At 73.1% G+C, this 14,049-nt stretch carries 14 protein-coding genes; 10 read left to right on the top strand and 4 right to left on the bottom strand.

Annotated features, from left to right (window positions below):
• Window positions 1-10: 10 nt before the first annotated feature.
• A complete protein-coding gene (locus C2142_RS12185; protein WP_208693227.1) occupies window positions 11-940 on the top strand; it encodes a hypothetical protein in 930 nt (309 codons plus the stop codon).
• A gap of 63 nt (window positions 941-1,003) precedes the next feature.
• Here the strand turns inward: C2142_RS12185 and C2142_RS12180 are convergent, their stop codons facing one another.
• Together C2142_RS12180 and C2142_RS12175 are read right to left on the bottom strand one after the other, a co-directional pair.
• Window positions 1,004-2,326 carry a D-arabinono-1,4-lactone oxidase gene (locus C2142_RS12180; RefSeq protein WP_148642664.1) on the bottom strand — a complete coding sequence of 441 codons (1,323 nt, stop codon included), beginning with the start codon at window positions 2,324-2,326 and terminating at the stop codon, window positions 1,004-1,006.
• A 103-nt stretch (window positions 2,327-2,429) separates the two neighbouring features.
• Window positions 2,430-3,686 carry an MFS transporter gene (locus C2142_RS12175; RefSeq protein ID WP_148642663.1) on the bottom strand — a complete coding sequence of 419 codons (1,257 nt, stop codon included), beginning with the start codon at window positions 3,684-3,686 and terminating at the stop codon, window positions 2,430-2,432.
• Window positions 3,687-3,814: 128 nt separating this feature from the next.
• Here C2142_RS12175 and C2142_RS12170 point away from each other — a divergent pair, with 128 nt between their 5' ends.
• Both C2142_RS12170 and C2142_RS12165 read left to right on the top strand, forming a co-directional pair.
• Window positions 3,815-4,972 (top strand): ferrochelatase, encoded by a 1,158-nt coding sequence (locus C2142_RS12170; protein WP_148642662.1) that lies wholly within the window; start codon window positions 3,815-3,817, stop codon window positions 4,970-4,972.
• A gap of 25 nt (window positions 4,973-4,997) precedes the next feature.
• On the top strand, window positions 4,998-5,801 hold the full coding sequence (locus tag C2142_RS12165; RefSeq protein WP_148642661.1) for an inositol monophosphatase family protein: 804 nt from the start codon (window positions 4,998-5,000) through the stop codon (window positions 5,799-5,801).
• Window positions 5,802-5,978: 177 nt separating this feature from the next.
• On the opposite strand, the gene C2142_RS12160 is transcribed toward C2142_RS12165, so the two are convergent.
• Complete coding sequence (locus C2142_RS12160) at window positions 5,979-6,164, bottom strand: hypothetical protein (protein WP_030301315.1); 186 nt, start codon at window positions 6,162-6,164, stop codon at window positions 5,979-5,981.
• A gap of 454 nt (window positions 6,165-6,618) precedes the next feature.
• Here C2142_RS12160 and C2142_RS12155 point away from each other — a divergent pair, with 454 nt between their 5' ends.
• From C2142_RS12155 to C2142_RS12140, 4 genes are all read left to right on the top strand, one after another.
• On the top strand, window positions 6,619-7,272 hold the full coding sequence (locus C2142_RS12155) for a response regulator transcription factor (protein WP_148642660.1): 654 nt from the start codon (window positions 6,619-6,621) through the stop codon (window positions 7,270-7,272).
• A gap of 205 nt (window positions 7,273-7,477) precedes the next feature.
• Entirely contained in the window at window positions 7,478-8,644 is a 1,167-nt protein-coding gene (locus C2142_RS12150) for a HAMP domain-containing sensor histidine kinase (RefSeq protein WP_241003173.1), read from the top strand.
• 249 nt (window positions 8,645-8,893) lie between these two features.
• A complete protein-coding gene (locus C2142_RS12145; RefSeq protein ID WP_174315635.1) occupies window positions 8,894-9,877 on the top strand; it encodes an acyl-ACP desaturase in 984 nt (327 codons plus the stop codon).
• 572 nt (window positions 9,878-10,449) lie between these two features.
• Entirely contained in the window at window positions 10,450-10,749 is a 300-nt protein-coding gene (locus tag C2142_RS12140; RefSeq protein ID WP_148642658.1) for a DUF4193 domain-containing protein, read from the top strand.
• A gap of 341 nt (window positions 10,750-11,090) precedes the next feature.
• Here C2142_RS12140 and C2142_RS12135 read toward each other — a convergent pair whose 3' ends face one another.
• Window positions 11,091-11,540: a DUF3093 domain-containing protein gene (locus C2142_RS12135; protein WP_148642657.1), complete on the bottom strand. Its 450-nt coding sequence runs from the start codon at window positions 11,538-11,540 to the stop codon at window positions 11,091-11,093.
• A gap of 195 nt (window positions 11,541-11,735) precedes the next feature.
• Here C2142_RS12135 and C2142_RS12130 point away from each other — a divergent pair, with 195 nt between their 5' ends.
• The 3 genes from C2142_RS12130 (at window position 11,736) to C2142_RS12120 (ending at window position 13,651) form a co-directional block, all read left to right on the top strand.
• Window positions 11,736-12,314 (top strand): PaaI family thioesterase, encoded by a 579-nt coding sequence (locus C2142_RS12130; RefSeq protein WP_148644726.1) that lies wholly within the window; start codon window positions 11,736-11,738, stop codon window positions 12,312-12,314.
• A complete protein-coding gene (gene dut / locus C2142_RS12125) occupies window positions 12,311-12,778 on the top strand; it encodes a dUTP diphosphatase (RefSeq protein WP_148642656.1) in 468 nt (155 codons plus the stop codon). Before C2142_RS12130 ends, dut begins: the two co-directional genes overlap by 4 nt.
• A 69-nt stretch (window positions 12,779-12,847) precedes the next feature.
• Entirely contained in the window at window positions 12,848-13,651 is an 804-nt protein-coding gene (locus C2142_RS12120; RefSeq protein ID WP_148642655.1) for a DUF3710 domain-containing protein, read from the top strand.
• The last annotated feature ends 398 nt before the right edge of the window (window positions 13,652-14,049 follow it).

The following is a 14,049-nucleotide window of genomic DNA, read 5'->3' as shown; positions in this document are numbered from 1 at the left end:
AGGGATGTTGATGCCGGAGCAGAAGTCCGCCGAGAAGGCCGCCGGGGAAGGTCGCAGGCGAATTGATCTGAGTGTCGCTCAGGTCGCGGCCAGTGCGTTCGCCGCCGTGGTGGGGGCGGTGCTCGCCTCCGAACTCGGCGTCTACGGCACGATTCTGGGCGCGGCGGTGGTGAGCGTCGGGGCGACCACCGGCGGCGCGGTGTTCCAGCACGTCTTCCGGCGCACCGGCGAACAGCTGCGCGACGCGGTGGACCGGACCGGTCCCGGGGCGGCGGTGAACGGGCTGCGCGAGGCGCCGTCCGCCGGCCCGGCCCCGGCCGCGCCGGCGCTCTCCCCGGAGTGGAACCGGCCGCAGGTCGTCCGGGCGCGTCGGCGGTGGACGTGGAGAACGTACGCGGCGGTGTCCGGACTGGTGTTCCTCCTGGCGATGACGCCGGTGGTCGCCTTCGAACTGGCCACCGGGCAGCCGGTGTCGGCCACGGTGAAGGGGGAGTCGGGCAGCGGCACCTCGCTGGGCGGCACGGTGAGCCCGAAGCCGTCGGAGCGGCCGGACCCGTCGGAGCGGCCGGACCCGGCGGACCGGCCGGCCGGCGACACCGCGGGCCTCCCGTCGGGCGTCCCGTCGCAGGGCGGTGCGAGCCCTTCGGCGGCGGGGAAGGACGGCGGTGCCTCGGCGCCGGCCACCCCGGGCCGGAGTCCGGGCGCCGGGGCCGGCGGTGAGGCCTCCCCGCCGGCCGGCCCGGGCTCCACGCCGTCCGCCGCTCCGTCCGGGGGTTCGTCCGCGGGCCCGTCCGCCGGGGAGTCCGGCGCGGCGACCCCGACCGGCGGCGCCGCGAGGCCGTCCGGCGGGACCACCCCGCAGCCGTCCGCCCCGGGCGGCGCGCCCGCCGCGGTCTCCCCGCCGGCCGCCGCTGCGGGCCAGTCGGCGAAGGCGGAGTGACGAGGGCGCGTGACGGCGTCGCCCGCCCGGTGTCGTGCGCCGGGCGGGCAACGCCGGAGGCCCCTACGCCCCGAGCACCCGGCGCAGGTAGTCGTTGCCGAAGCGGCGCTCCGGGTCGAGTTCGTCCCGCAGCGCCGTGAAGTCGCCGAAGCGGGGGTACAGGTCGGCGAGGTGGCCGGCGTCCCGGGTGTGCAGCTTGCCCCAGTGCGGGCGGCCGCGGTGGGCGGCCATCAGCTTCTCCACCTCGGTGAAGTAGCCCTGTTCGGCGGTGCCCCGGTAGAGGTGGACGGCGATGTACGCGCTGTCCCAGCCGTTGGCGGTGGAGAGCCAGAGGTCGTCGGCGGGGGCGAACCGCACCTCGACCGGGAAGCTGATCCTCCAGTCGGACCGCTCGATCATGGCCCGGAGCTCGCGGAGCACCTCGGTGACCTCCTCGCGCGGCACCGCGTACTCCATCTCCAGGAAGCGGACCTTGCGGGGGCTGGTGAACACCTTGTACGCGGTGTCGGTGTAGCTGCGGTCCGACCAGGCGCGGCTGGCCAGCGAGGCGATGGAGGGCACGGTCGCGGGGAAGCGCCGGCCGACCCGGCAGGCGCCCTCCCAGACGGTGTTGGAGAGGAAGTCGTCCTCCAGCCACTCCTTGAACCGGGGCAGCGGGGCGGCCGGCCCCTGGCTGCGGTTGTTGCGCTTGGTGGAGCAGCGGTCGGTGTGCGGGAACCAGTAGAACTCGAAGTGCTCGTTGACGGCGGTGAGGTCGTCGAGCCGGTCGAGCACCTCGTCGAAGCGCATCGGCTGCTCGTGGGCGGTGAGTAGGAAGGCCGGCTCGACGGCGAAGGTGAGCGCCGTGATCACGCCGAGGGCGCCGAGGCCGAGCCGGGCGCCCTGGAAGAGCCGCGGGTCCTCGGTGGGGGAGCAGCGCCGGACGGAGCCGTCGGCGAGGACGATCTCCAGGGCGCGGATCTGGGCGGCGAGCGAGCCGGAGTCCCGGCCGGTGCCGTGGGTGCCGGTGCTGGTCGCGCCGGCCACGGTCTGGACCTCGATGTCGCCCATGTTGGTGAGCGAGAGCCCGGCGGCGGCGAGCAGCCGGTTGAGCCGGGCCAGCGGCAGTCCGGCCTCGACGGTGACGGTGCCGGCCTCGCGGTCGATCCCGCGGACGGCGGTCAGCGCGTGCGGGCGGACCAGGACGCCGTCGCCGGCCGACGCGATGGAGGTGAAGGAGTGGCCGGAGCCGACGGCCTTGACGGTGCGGCCCTGGTCGGCGGCGCGCAGGATCTCCTTGGCCAGTTCCTCCGCGGTGCCGGGCGTGACCACCTTGGCCGGGTGGGCGCTCTGGTTGCCGGCCCAGTTGGTCCAGCGGGTGCGGGGTGCGGTACTGGCCTGGGGCATGCGGTGCCTCCTGCTCCGTGGCCGAACGGTGTCGGCTCGCTCCGGGGCGGCGCCGCCGCCCTACCCGCGGGTAGGCCCGCGAGTAGGGAGGAGATTAGTCAGTTCACCGTTCGAGGTCTACGGTCTGGCCGGCGGGCTGACCGGCCCCGGCGGAGGACAGTCCGGCCCGCAGGCGGCCGAGTCCGGCCAGGGCGGCGACCACGCCGAAGGCCCCGGCGGCCAGCGGCACCCAGTAGCCGGAGGCGGCTCCGGCCGCGTCGACCACCCAGCCACCGGCGGAGGAGCCGAGCGCGACGCCGAGGGCGAGCCCGGTGGTCGTCCAGGTCATGCCCTCGGTGAGCTGGGAGGCCGGGACGAGCCGCTCGACGAGGGCCATCGCGGTGATCAGGGTGGGGGAGATGGCGATGCCGGCGACCAGCAGCGCGGCGCCGACCGCGACCAGCCCGCCGACCCCGTGCACCGACTCGGCGACCAGCAGCAGGGGCGCCATGCTGAGCGCCATGAAGAGGACGCCGCCGAAGAAGCGGCCGGCCATCGAGCCCGTGAGCTTGAGGGTGCCGAACACGACGCCGGCCAGGCAGGAGCCGAGTGCCCAGAGCGCCAGGATCACGCTGGCGACGGCCTTGTGGCCCTGGTCGTCGGAGTAGGCGACGGTGACGACCTCCACCGAGCCGAAGATCGCGCCGGTGGCGACGAAGGTCAGGATCAGCACCTGGAGGCCGCGGTTGAGGATCACCGAGCTGCCGGTGTGCCGGGCGGCCGGGTGGACCGGCGGCTGGGTGGAGCGCTGGCCGGCGAACAGGAGTACGCCGACGGCGAGGAAGAGGCCGGCGAGCAGCACGCCGGCCTCCGGGAAGACCGAGGTGGCCAGGCCGATGGAGAGGATCGGGCCGACGATGAAGCAGATCTCGTCGACCACGGCCTCGAAGGAGTACGCGGTGTGCAGCTTGGGCGCGTCGTCCCGGTAGAGGTGGGCCCAGCGGGCGCGGACCATCGCGCCGGTGCTGGGCATGACGCCCATGCCGGCGGCGAAGACGAAGAGCATCCAGTCCGGGGCCTCCAGGCGGGCGCAGAGCAGCAGTCCGACGGCGGCGACGACGGTGACCGCGGTGGCCGGCAGGATGATCCGGCGCTGTCCGTGCCGGTCCACCAGCCGGGAGACCTGCGGGCCCAGCACCGCGGCGGACACCGCCAGCGTCGCCGACACCAGGCCGGCCACCCCGTAGGAGCCGCGCAGCTGGGAGAGCATGGTCACGATGCCGATGCCGGTCATGGAGATCGGCAGCCGGGCTATGAAGCCGGTGGACGAGAAGGCCAGACTGCCGGGGGCGGCGAAGATCTGGCGGTAGCTGGACAGCACGGGAGCTCCGCGGGGGTAAGGAACGAGGCTGGCCAACACAGCTTACGTACGTTGGCAAACAGTATTTTCCGGACACCCGGTGCAGCCCTGCCGACGGGCTCCGGCCCCTCAATGGCAGGATCGGTCCCATGTCCGACGTGCGCAATCCCTCACCCTCCGGCGCCGCTCCGGTCGCCGCCCGGCCGTACGACGCCCTGCTACTGCTCTCCTTCGGCGGGCCCGAGGCTCCCGAGGACGTCGTCCCCTTCCTGGAGAACGTCACCCGGGGCCGGGGCATCCCGAAGGAGCGGCTGAAGGAGGTGGGCAAGCACTACTTCATGTTCGGCGGGGTGAGCCCGATCAACGAGCAGAACCGCGAGCTGCTGGCCGCCCTGCGCAAGGACTTCGCCGAGCACGGCCTGGACCTCCCGGTCTACTGGGGCAACCGGAACTGGGCGCCCTACCTGACCGACACCCTCCGCGAGATCGCCGCCGACGGGCACCGCCGGATCGCCGTCCTCGCCACCAGCGCCTACGCGGGCTACTCGGGCTGCCGCCAGTACCGGGAGAACCTCGCCGACGCGCTGGCGCGGCTCGCCGAGGAGGGGCTGCCCGCCCTGCAGGTGGACAAGCTGCGCCACTTCTACAACCACCCCGGCTTCGTCGGGCCGATGATCGACGCCACCGCGGCTGCGCTGGAGCGGCTGCCCGAGGAGGTCCGGGCCGGCGCCCGGCTGGCGTTCACCACCCACTCCATTCCGGACACCATGGCCGAGACCTCCGGCGCCCCGGACGACCCGGCCCGCGGCCGGCCCGGCGGCGCGTACGTCGCCCAGCACCTGGACGTGGCCCGGCTGGTCGCCGACGCCGTCGCCGAGCGCACCGGCGTCCCGGACCGGCCCTGGGAGCTGGTCTTCCAGAGCCGCAGCGGCGCCCCGCACATCCCGTGGCTGGAACCCGACATCTGCGACCACCTGGAGGCCCAGCACGCGGACGGCGCCCCGGCCGTGGTGATGGTCCCGATCGGCTTCGTCTCCGACCACATGGAGGTCAAGTACGACCTGGACACCGAGGCGGTGGCCAAGGCCGCCGAGCTCGGCCTGCCGGTCGCCCGGGCCGCCACCGTCGGTGCCGACCCCCGGTTCACCGCGGCCGTCCGCGAGCTCGTCCTGGAGCGCGCCGCCACCGAGCGCGGCGAGGCCCCGGCCCGCTGCGCCACCGGCACGCTCGGGCCCGGCCACGACGTCTGCGCGGTGGCCTGCTGCCCCAACCCGCGCGCCGCGCGCCCGGCCGCCGCCGAGCGCTGACCGCCCCGTCCCCCCGGAGGATCCCGTGCCCAGCCCCGAACTGCTCGACGAACTGCTCGACGTCGCCCTCGACGCCGCCCGGCAGGCGGGTGAGCTGCTGCGCGACGGCCGGCCCGCGGACCTCGGCGTGGCGGGCACCAAGAGCAGCCCCGTCGACGTCGTGACCGAGATGGACCTCGCCTCCGAGAAGCTGGTCCTGGAGCTGATCGGCGCCCGCCGCCCGGCGGACGGCTACCTCGGCGAGGAGGGCTCCGAGCGGCCCGGCACCAGCGGGGTCCGCTGGGTCGTCGACCCGCTCGACGGCACCGTCAACTACCTCTACGGGCTGCCCTCGTGGGCGGTCAGCGTGGCCGCCGAGCTGGACGGCGAGGCGGTCGTCGGCGTGGTGTACGCACCCGCGCGGGGCGAGCTGTTCCACGCCGTGCTCGGCGGTGGCGCCCACCTGGACGGCGGGCGGCTCTCCGCCCGCCCGGCCCCGCCGTGGGGGCAGGCGCTGATCGCCACCGGCTTCAACTACGTGCAGCGGGTGCGGACCAGGCAGGCCGAGGTGCTGCTCGCGCTGATGCCGGAGGTCCGCGACATCCGCCGGGGCGGGGCCGCCGCGGTGGACCTCTGCGACGTCGCGGCCGGCCGCCTGGACGGCTACTACGAGCGCGGGCTCGCCCCCTGGGACCGCGCCGCGGGCTGCCTGATCGCCGCCGAGGCCGGTGCGCTGGTCGGCGGCCGCCCGGGCCACGGCCCGGACGGCGAGCTGACCGTCGCCGCCGCGCCCGGCGTGTACGAGCCGCTCCAGGAGCGGCTGGCACGGCTGCGCGCCTGGGCGGACTGACGGGCCCCGACCCCGGCCGGCGGGGACACCGGCCGGCCGGGGCCGCGGACCGTCCCGCAGGCACGCGGACAAGAAAGAGCCCTGGCATACGGGGGATGCCAGGGCCTGGGTTTCGCACGGCCCCCGTAGGGCCGCTGGTGCCGGAGGTCCGGCGTCGGGTCGGGCGGGTCGGGTGGATCAGGCGGCGGTGCGGTGGCGCTCCAGCACCGTGTCCACACCGTGCTCGGCGGCGAGCCGGCGCAGGTCGTCCAGCTCTGACTGCTCCACCTCGGCCAGGAATTCGTCCCCGGCCTCGATCGCGCGGTGCAGGTCCTGCTCGGCGTTGGCTATGCGCTGCAGGATTCCGGCGGTGAAGGCGTCCATACGGGCCCCCTTACTGTGTCGGACGTGCACGTTCGTGCGTCCCCCGCCCCGGGGTGGTGGTGGCCAGCGGAAGCGTCCGATCCGGCGGGTCGAGATCTCCGGTCGGGCGCGGAGACGGCCCTCGGCCGCTCCCGGTGACGCCCCAGCCCCAGGGCCGGCGCGGATGAACGCACGGCGGGTGGGTGCGATCGGCCAACAAGCCAGATCGCGGGTGTGAACCTGTCCTCCCCACCCCCGGACGGGGGAAACCTCAGCGGGCGAGAAAGTTGCCTGTGTCACAGTCCAAACGGAGTGCTCCCGGCACGAACCGCGCTCTCCCCGGTGATCACTCCGCCGGGGTGCCCGTGCCCCCGGGGCAGCTTATCGCTGCTTTACCGCGGGACCAGGCAGGATGGAGGCACCGTCGGAGCCGTGCGTCCGCTTCCGGGGCCGGCCTGGAGAAGGGACAACGACCGTGCGGGTTCTCGTCGTCGAGGACGAGCAGCTGCTCGCCGAGGCCGTCGCAACCGGCCTGCGCCGCGAGGCGATGGCCGTCGACGTGGTGTACGACGGGGAGGCCGCGCTCCAGCGCATCGCGGTCAACGACTACGACGTCGTGGTCCTCGACCGCGACCTCCCGCTGGTCCACGGGGACGACGTCTGCCGCAGCGTGGTCGACCAGGGCCTGGCCACCCGGGTGATCATGCTGACCGCCTCCGGCGACATCAGCGACCGGGTCGAGGGCCTGGAGATCGGCGCCGACGACTACCTTCCGAAGCCGTTCGCCTTCAGTGAACTCGTCGCCCGCGTAAGGGCGCTGGGCCGCCGGGCGACCGTCCCGCTGCCGCCGGTGCTGGAGCGCGCGGGCATCTCGCTCGACCCTGGCCGCCGCGAGGTGATCCGCGACGGGCGGCCCGTCCAGCTCGCGCCCAAGGAGTTCGCCGTCCTGGAGGTGCTGATGCGGGCCGGCGGCGCCGTCGTCTCCGCCGAACAGCTGCTGGAGAAGGCCTGGGACGAGCACACCGACCCGTTCACCAACGTCGTGCGGGTCACCGTGATGACGCTGCGCCGCAAGCTCGGCGACCCGCCGGTGATCGTCACCGTCCCCGGCTCCGGCTACCGGATCTGACCCCTCCGGCCCCTGCGGCCGGCCCGTCGCCCGCCCGCCCGGCGGACGCTCCGAGAGGAACACCATGACCACCCCGCCCCCCGCCGGCGGGCCCTCCGGCGCGCCCGCCGGCGGCCCGCGGGCCGTGCCGCCCAAGCCCGTGCACCCGCCCCGAGCGCCCCGGCTGCACCACGCGTCGCACGACACCTACGTCCCCGGCGACGGCATGCTCGCCTGGCTGCCGTTCCGTCCGACCATCCGGATCCGGCTCACCCTGCTCTACGGCGGGATGTTCCTGATGGCGGGCGTGGTGCTGCTCCTCCTGATGTACTTCTTCATCCGGCAGGCCTTCCAGGGCGCCCTGCTGCCCCCGCTGCGACTCAGTGGCCAGGTCACCACACCCGACGGGACGGCGATCACCTCCCAGGCGGCGCTGGACCGCTACATCGACGCCTTCCAGACCAACCAGGCCAACCTGGCTCTCAACACCCTGCTGCGCAAGTCCCTCACGGTGCTGGTCTGCCTCGCCGTGATCGCCTTCATCGCCGGGTACGCGATGGCCGGCCGGGTGCTGCGCCCCCTCGGCCGGATCACCCGCACCGCCCGCGAGGTGGCCTCCTCGGACCTGCACCGACGGATCGAGCTGGACGGCCCGGACGACGAGCTCAAGGAGCTCGCCGACACCTTCGACGACATGCTCGACCGGCTGGACCGCTCCTTCGACTCCCAGCGGCGCTTCGTCGCCAACGCCTCGCACGAGCTGCGCACCCCGCTGGCGATCAACCGCACGCTGCTGGAGGTCCAGCTCTCGGACCCCGGCGTCTCGGCCGACCTCCAGCAGCTCGGCAAGACCCTGCTGGCCACCAACGAGCGCAGCGAACAGCTGGTGGAGGGCCTGCTGCTGCTCGCCCGGAGCGAGAACGAGCTGACCGACCGGCGGGCCGTGGAACTCTCCGAGGTGGCGGGCCGCGCCCTGGAGCAGACCCGCTCCGAGGCCGAACGGCGCGAGGTCGAGGTGCGCGCCACGCTCACCCCGGCCATGGTCGGAGGAAACGGCGTCCTGCTGGAGCGGATCGCGCTCAACCTGTTGCAGAACGCGGTGCGCTACAACACTCCCGGCGGCTGGGTCGAGATCACCACGGCCTTGGTGCCCGGCAACGCGGGTGAGCTGGTGGTCTCGAACACCGGCCCGGTCGTGCCCGGCTACGAGCTGGAGCACATCTTCGAGCCGTTCCGGCGGGTCAAGGGCGCCGACCGCACCCGCAGCGACAAGGGGGTCGGACTCGGCCTCTCCATCGTCCGCTCGGTGGTCCGGGCGCACGGAGGCACCATCGAGGCCACCCCGCGCTCCGGTGGCGGCCTCACCATGCGGGTGCGCATCCCGGGGCCCTGACCGCCCTCCCAGGGCCCTCCTGGGCCCGTTACGCCGTCCGGGGGCCCGCGCTCCGTGCGCCGACCATTGCCAGCCGCCCCCGTCAGGCCTGTCAGAACGACATCAGGCCTGGCGGGGGCGGCTTGTCATTTCTGGACCGAGCAACCTACGGTGTCGTAACCTACGGAAGCGTAAGTGCATCCCGACCGTCGTCCCGACGCGCCCGCCCAACGCGCTCGTCCCGCGCGTGCCCCCCTCAGGAGCAAGACCGTGACCATCGCCCCCGTGCAGCGCACCGCCTCCCTCGGTTCGAGCGCCTGGACCGACGCGCGGCTGATCATGGCCCTCGAAGAGGTCGTGGAGAAGGAGCTCAACCGCCACCTGAAGGTGGCCAAGGACTGGATGCCCCACGAGTTCATCCCGTGGAGCCAGGGCCGCGACTTCGACGGCGTGCTGGGCGGCGAGGCCTGGTCGGTGGAGCAGTCCCAGGTGACCCCGCTCGGCCGGGTCTCGCTGGTCGTCAACCTGCTGACCGAGGACAACCTCCCCAGCTACCACCACGAGATCGCCACCATGTTCGGCCGTGAGGGCGCCTGGGGCACCTGGGTGCACCGCTGGACGGCCGAGGAGGGCCGGCACGGCATAGCCATTCGCGACTTCCTGCTCGCCACCCGGGCCGTCGACCCGAACGAGCTGGAGCGGGCGCGGATGAGCCACATGTCGGAGGGCTTCGAGTCCGACAACTCGCACAGCATGCTGCACTCGGTCGCGTACGTGGCCTTCCAGGAGCTCGCCACCCGCATCTCGCACCGCAACACCGGCCACCACGCCGGCGACCCGCTCTGCGACCAGCTGCTGGCGAAGATCGCCAACGACGAGAACCTGCACATGGTCTTCTACCGGAACCTGCTGAAGGCCGCCCTGGAGATCGCGCCCGACCAGGCCATGCGGGCCATCGCCGACGTGGTCACCGACTTCCGGATGCCCGGCCACGGCATCCCCGGCTTCGAGCGGGCCGCCGCCCAGATCGCCATCGGCGGCGTCTACAACCTGCGGATCCACCACGACGACGTGCTGCAGCCGGTGCTGCGCCACCTCCGGGTGATGGAGATCGACGGCCTCGGCCCGGAGGGCCAGCAGGCCCAGGACGAGCTCGGCGTGTTCCTCGGCGGCCTGGACGCGCAGGCGACCCGGTTCGACGAGCGGCAGGCCGCGCTGCTGGCCCGCCGGGCCGCGCGGATGGCCGCCCAGTAGCCGCCGGCCGCCCAGTGGCCGAGGCCGCCGGGAGGGGCCGGACGCCGGGAGGGGCCGGACGCCGGGAGGGGCCGGACACGAACCGCAGGGCGGGGCGGGCCGTGGATCCGGCCGCTCCGCTTGGGTGGGTTTTCCGTGTTTTGCCCCGGAAGATTCGGAACGTGAGCAAGCTCACACCGTGTCGCTCCGCGGGTCGGGCCGACCCCGGAGCGTGATCATGGTGAACGGCGGCCCGGTCGCCGTCCGTGAGGGAATCGGCGGCCCGATCCGTCCCGGTGGATTGGCGAGCGTCCCTGGTGGGCAAGGGAATGGGCGGATGGGCATGCGGCCGACGGTCACTGTCCGTGTCTGCCGGGCGGTCCCGGAAGCGGGCTGGCGATGGCCCAGCGTGAGGCCTCCCGCGTGCGAGCGGATCACCCCAACGGACCCCTGGCTGAGTGTCGATTGAGTAACAGGGCTTGAAGTAAGGCAAAATCTCCGCCTCGGGTCGGGCACAAGAACGACCCCCCATGCGTTACGTGCGCTGGAGATACCGCACACACCGCACAAACCCGGAGGGGGAGAGCGAAAAAATGGCAACGGACTACGACACCCCACGCAAGACCGATGACGACCTCAACGAGGACAGCATCGAGGAACTGAAGGCTCGGCGGAACGAGAAGACCGGTAGCTCGGTCGACGTCGACGAGTTCGAGGCGGCCGAGGGCCTGGAGCTTCCCGGCGCCGACCTCTCGAACGAGGAGCTCTCCGTCCGGGTGCTGCCGCGCCAGGCCGACGAGTTCACCTGCATGAGCTGCTTCCTGGTGCACCACCGCAGCCAGCTGTACAGCGAGAAGAACGGCAACCCGATCTGCCGGGACTGCGGCGCCTGAGTACGAGGGCGGCCATGGTCCGGGACTCGCAGCCAGCGAGACCGGTACACCGCCCCTTCCGGCCCCGGGCAGCGGGGCCGGACGGCAGTTCCGGCGGCCGTCGAAGCGGACGCACCGGCAGTACGGAGTCAGGTAGTACCAGCGCAGTACCTTGCACCGCGCAGTACCTTGCAGCGCGTGGTGCCGCACCTCGGGCGGCACCACGTGCAGCACGTGCAGTACGTCGTGCCGCACCCCTTGGGGCACCTCGTGCAGTACGGAGACAACAGGGACGGTCCCGCGTCAGCGGAACCGTCCCTCTCCGTTTCCCGGGGACGCCCGGGCGCGTTCGGCCGTGCCCGTCAGGCGCGGGCCCCGCGGCGCGCCTCTTCCAGTGCCTCGGCCAGCTTCATCGGCGAGCGGGTCGACAGGTAGAGGTACGGCGTCGGGTCGGCCGGGTCGGTGACCTCGACGCGCAGCGCGGTCGGCACGTAGCTGCGCAGCAGCATGAAGGCCCGCGGGTCCGACTTGGTCCCGCGCCAGGCCACCGCCTCCGCCGGGCTGAGCGGGTGCGCGGTGCCGAGGGCGCCGACCGGGATCCGGGCCGGGCCCGCGACCAGCGAGCCCTGCACCACGCGGATCCGGGCCGAGCCGTAGCTGCTGATCGCGGCCGCGCCGGCGGCGATGCCGACCACCAGCCCGACCAGCGCGCCCACCGCACTGAGACGCAGCAGGATCATCGCGAGCGTGAGCCCGATCGCGACCGGGAGCAACCACCAGGAGCGCGGCACGGTGAGGCGTTCGTCGTACATGCCCCCATTGTGGTCGTCGTGACGGCCGGTCCGGGACGGCACCCCCGCTCCCCGTCCGGCTACTGGTGGGTAGGGTTGGGCGCCGTGACCGGTTCCATCGCCCCCGCCTCCCCGTCCGCCCAGTCGGCGCCGAGTACGCCGCTGTCGCCGACCACCTCCCCGAGCACCCCGTCGGGCACCTCGCCGGCGGCCGCCGTGCCGTCGTCGCCGACCACGCCGCCGCCGGAGGCCGTGCTGCCCCCGCGCGCCCCGGAGGCCCCGGCCCCGGGCACCCGGCTCGGCTCGCACTACGAGCACTGCTTCGGCTGCGGCCCGCAGCACCCCGGCGGCCTGCGGATCGACGCGGTGGCCGGCGAGGGCCTCGACGTCACCGCCGAGTTCGCCGTCCGCTCGTTCCACCAGGGCGGCCCCGGCCTGGCCCACGGCGGCCTGCTGGCCACGGCGATGGACGAGACGCTCGGCACGCTGAACTGGCTGCTGCACGCCCCCGCCGTCACCGGCCGGCTGGAGACGGACTTCCTCTGCCCGGTGCCGGTCGACTCGGTGCTGCACCTGCGCGCCTGGGTCACCGGCGTGCACGGCCGCAAGATCTACAGCGCCGCGGAGGCACGGATCGGCGGCCCGGACGGGCCGGTCGCGGTGCGTGCACAGGCACTCTTCATCCAGGTGAAGCTGGAACACTTCACCAGGAACGGTCGTCCCGAGGACATCGAGAAGGTCCTCGACGACCCTGATCTGATGAAGCGCGCCCGAGCCTTTGAGGTGAACCCTTGAGCAGCACCCCCCGTCCGCCCGTAGACGTTCTGATCAGGCGAATCGACGCCGAGCTGCCGCTGCCCGCGTACGCGCAGCCCGGCGACGCCGGTGCCGATCTGCGGACCACCGTCGACGCCGAGCTGGCCCCCGGCGAGCGGGCCGTGCTACCCACCGGTATCGCCATCGCCCTGCCCGACGGCCACGCGGCCTTCGTCCACCCGCGGTCCGGGCTCGCAGCTCGTTGCGGAGTTGCTCTGGTGAACGCCCCAGGGACGGTCGATGCCGGGTACCGTGGAGAGATCAAGGTGATCGTCGTCAACTTGGACCCGCGCGAGTCCGTCAGCTTCCGCCGAGGTGACCGGATCGCCCAGCTGGTCATCCAGCAGGTCGAGAAGGCCCGCTTCCACGAGGTGGCAGAACTGCCCGGGTCGGCTCGGGCCGAGGGTGGGTTCGGGTCGACCGGCGGCCACGCCGCGGTCTAGGCTGCCCGCGGCCTCGCAGGAAGCCGAGCAGGTATTCGCATCGGTCTTGGACCGGGAAGGACAGTGACCGTGTTCCGTCGTCGCCAGAAGAGCGAGGACGCTGTCGAGCAGCTCGCCGACGACGCCATCAGCGCCGACGAGACGGCCGATGACGTCGAAGGTTCCGCCGAGAGCGAGAACGTGACCGACCTGGACCCGGCGGACCGGGTCGGGCTGCCGCCGGCCCCGCGTCCGGACGGTCCGTGGGACTACTCCGAGCTGGAGAATCCGGAGGAGGGCCGAGTAGACCTCGGGGGTCTGCTGGTTCCCGGTGTCGAGGGTATGGAGCTGCGCGTCGAGGTGGCCGGCGACTCGATCGTGGCCGCGACGCTGGTCCTCGGCAACAGCGCCATCCAGCTCCAGGCCTTCGCGGCCCCCAAGTCGGAAGGCATCTGGGGCGAGGTCCGCGAGGAGATCGCCAACGGCATCACCTCGCAGGGCGGCATCGTCGACGAGGAGGAGGGCCCGCTCGGCTGGCACCTCCGCGCCCAGGTCCCCGTGCAGCTGCCGGATGGCACGCAGGGTGTCCAGCTGGTGCGCTTCGTCGGCTGCGACGGGCCCCGCTGGTTCCTCCGCGGTGTGATCTCGGGCCAGGCCGCCGTGCAGCCCGAGATGGCCGGGATCCTGGAGCAGGTCTTCCAGCAGACGGTCGTCGTCCGCGGCGAGAGCCCGATGGCGCCCCGCGACCCGATCGTGCTGAAGCTTCCCGAGGACGCGCAGATGGTCGCCGATGGTGGCGGCGAGGCGGCGGCCGGCGGCGAGGGCGAGAACCGCTTCGGCGGCGCCGCGCTCGACCCGTTCGCCCGCGGCCCGGAGATCACCGAGGTCCGCTGAGCAGGCCGACAGCTCTCCTGATCGCCCCCGCCCGGATGCCCGGGCGGGGGCGATTTGCATGTGGCGGGCCGATCCCCGTACAGTTCCGGAGTCGCACCGAGAGGGGCGGCGGAAAGCGAATCCGATGAATGAAACTCCGGAAAACGGAGCGGAAAACATCTGATAAGCTGGGAACACGAAAGAACGAAGCGCCCGGAGGGCCCGCTGGAAGGCGGTCCGAAGGAAGTGTCCGTTCCTTGAGAACTCAACAGCGTGCCAAAAGTCAACGCCAGATATGTTGACATCCCCGGCCTCAGATTCTTCTGGGGTTGGAGATTCCTTTTGAAATAACACAGCGAGGACGCAGTGCGCGGGGCCGCCCTATTCCGGTGGTTGCCGTGCCGCTCAACGCGGGTGTG

Origin of the sequence: Streptomyces sp. CB01881 (genome assembly GCF_002953255.1) — a bacterium.
Lineage (GTDB): Bacteria > Actinomycetota > Actinomycetes > Streptomycetales > Streptomycetaceae > Kitasatospora.
This window is presented reverse-complemented; position numbering and strand designations above follow the sequence as displayed.

Bases quoted from the DNA above. Each gene is read 5' to 3' on its own strand.
- C2142_RS12185 (WP_208693227.1), top strand. From the start codon at position 11: ATGCCGGAGCAGAAGTCCGCCGAGAAGGCCGCCGGGGAAGGTCGCAGG.
- C2142_RS12180 (WP_148642664.1), bottom strand. From the start codon at position 2,326: ATGCCCCAGGCCAGTACCGCACCCCGCACCCGCTGGACCAACTGGGCC.
- C2142_RS12170 (WP_148642662.1), top strand. From the start codon at position 3,815: ATGTCCGACGTGCGCAATCCCTCACCCTCCGGCGCCGCTCCGGTCGCC.
- C2142_RS12160 (WP_030301315.1), bottom strand. From the start codon at position 6,164: ATGGACGCCTTCACCGCCGGAATCCTGCAGCGCATAGCCAACGCCGAG.
- C2142_RS12150 (WP_241003173.1), top strand. From the start codon at position 7,478: ATGCTCGCCTGGCTGCCGTTCCGTCCGACCATCCGGATCCGGCTCACC.
- C2142_RS12140 (WP_148642658.1), top strand. From the start codon at position 10,450: ATGGCAACGGACTACGACACCCCACGCAAGACCGATGACGACCTCAAC.
- C2142_RS12135 (WP_148642657.1), bottom strand. From the start codon at position 11,540: ATGTACGACGAACGCCTCACCGTGCCGCGCTCCTGGTGGTTGCTCCCG.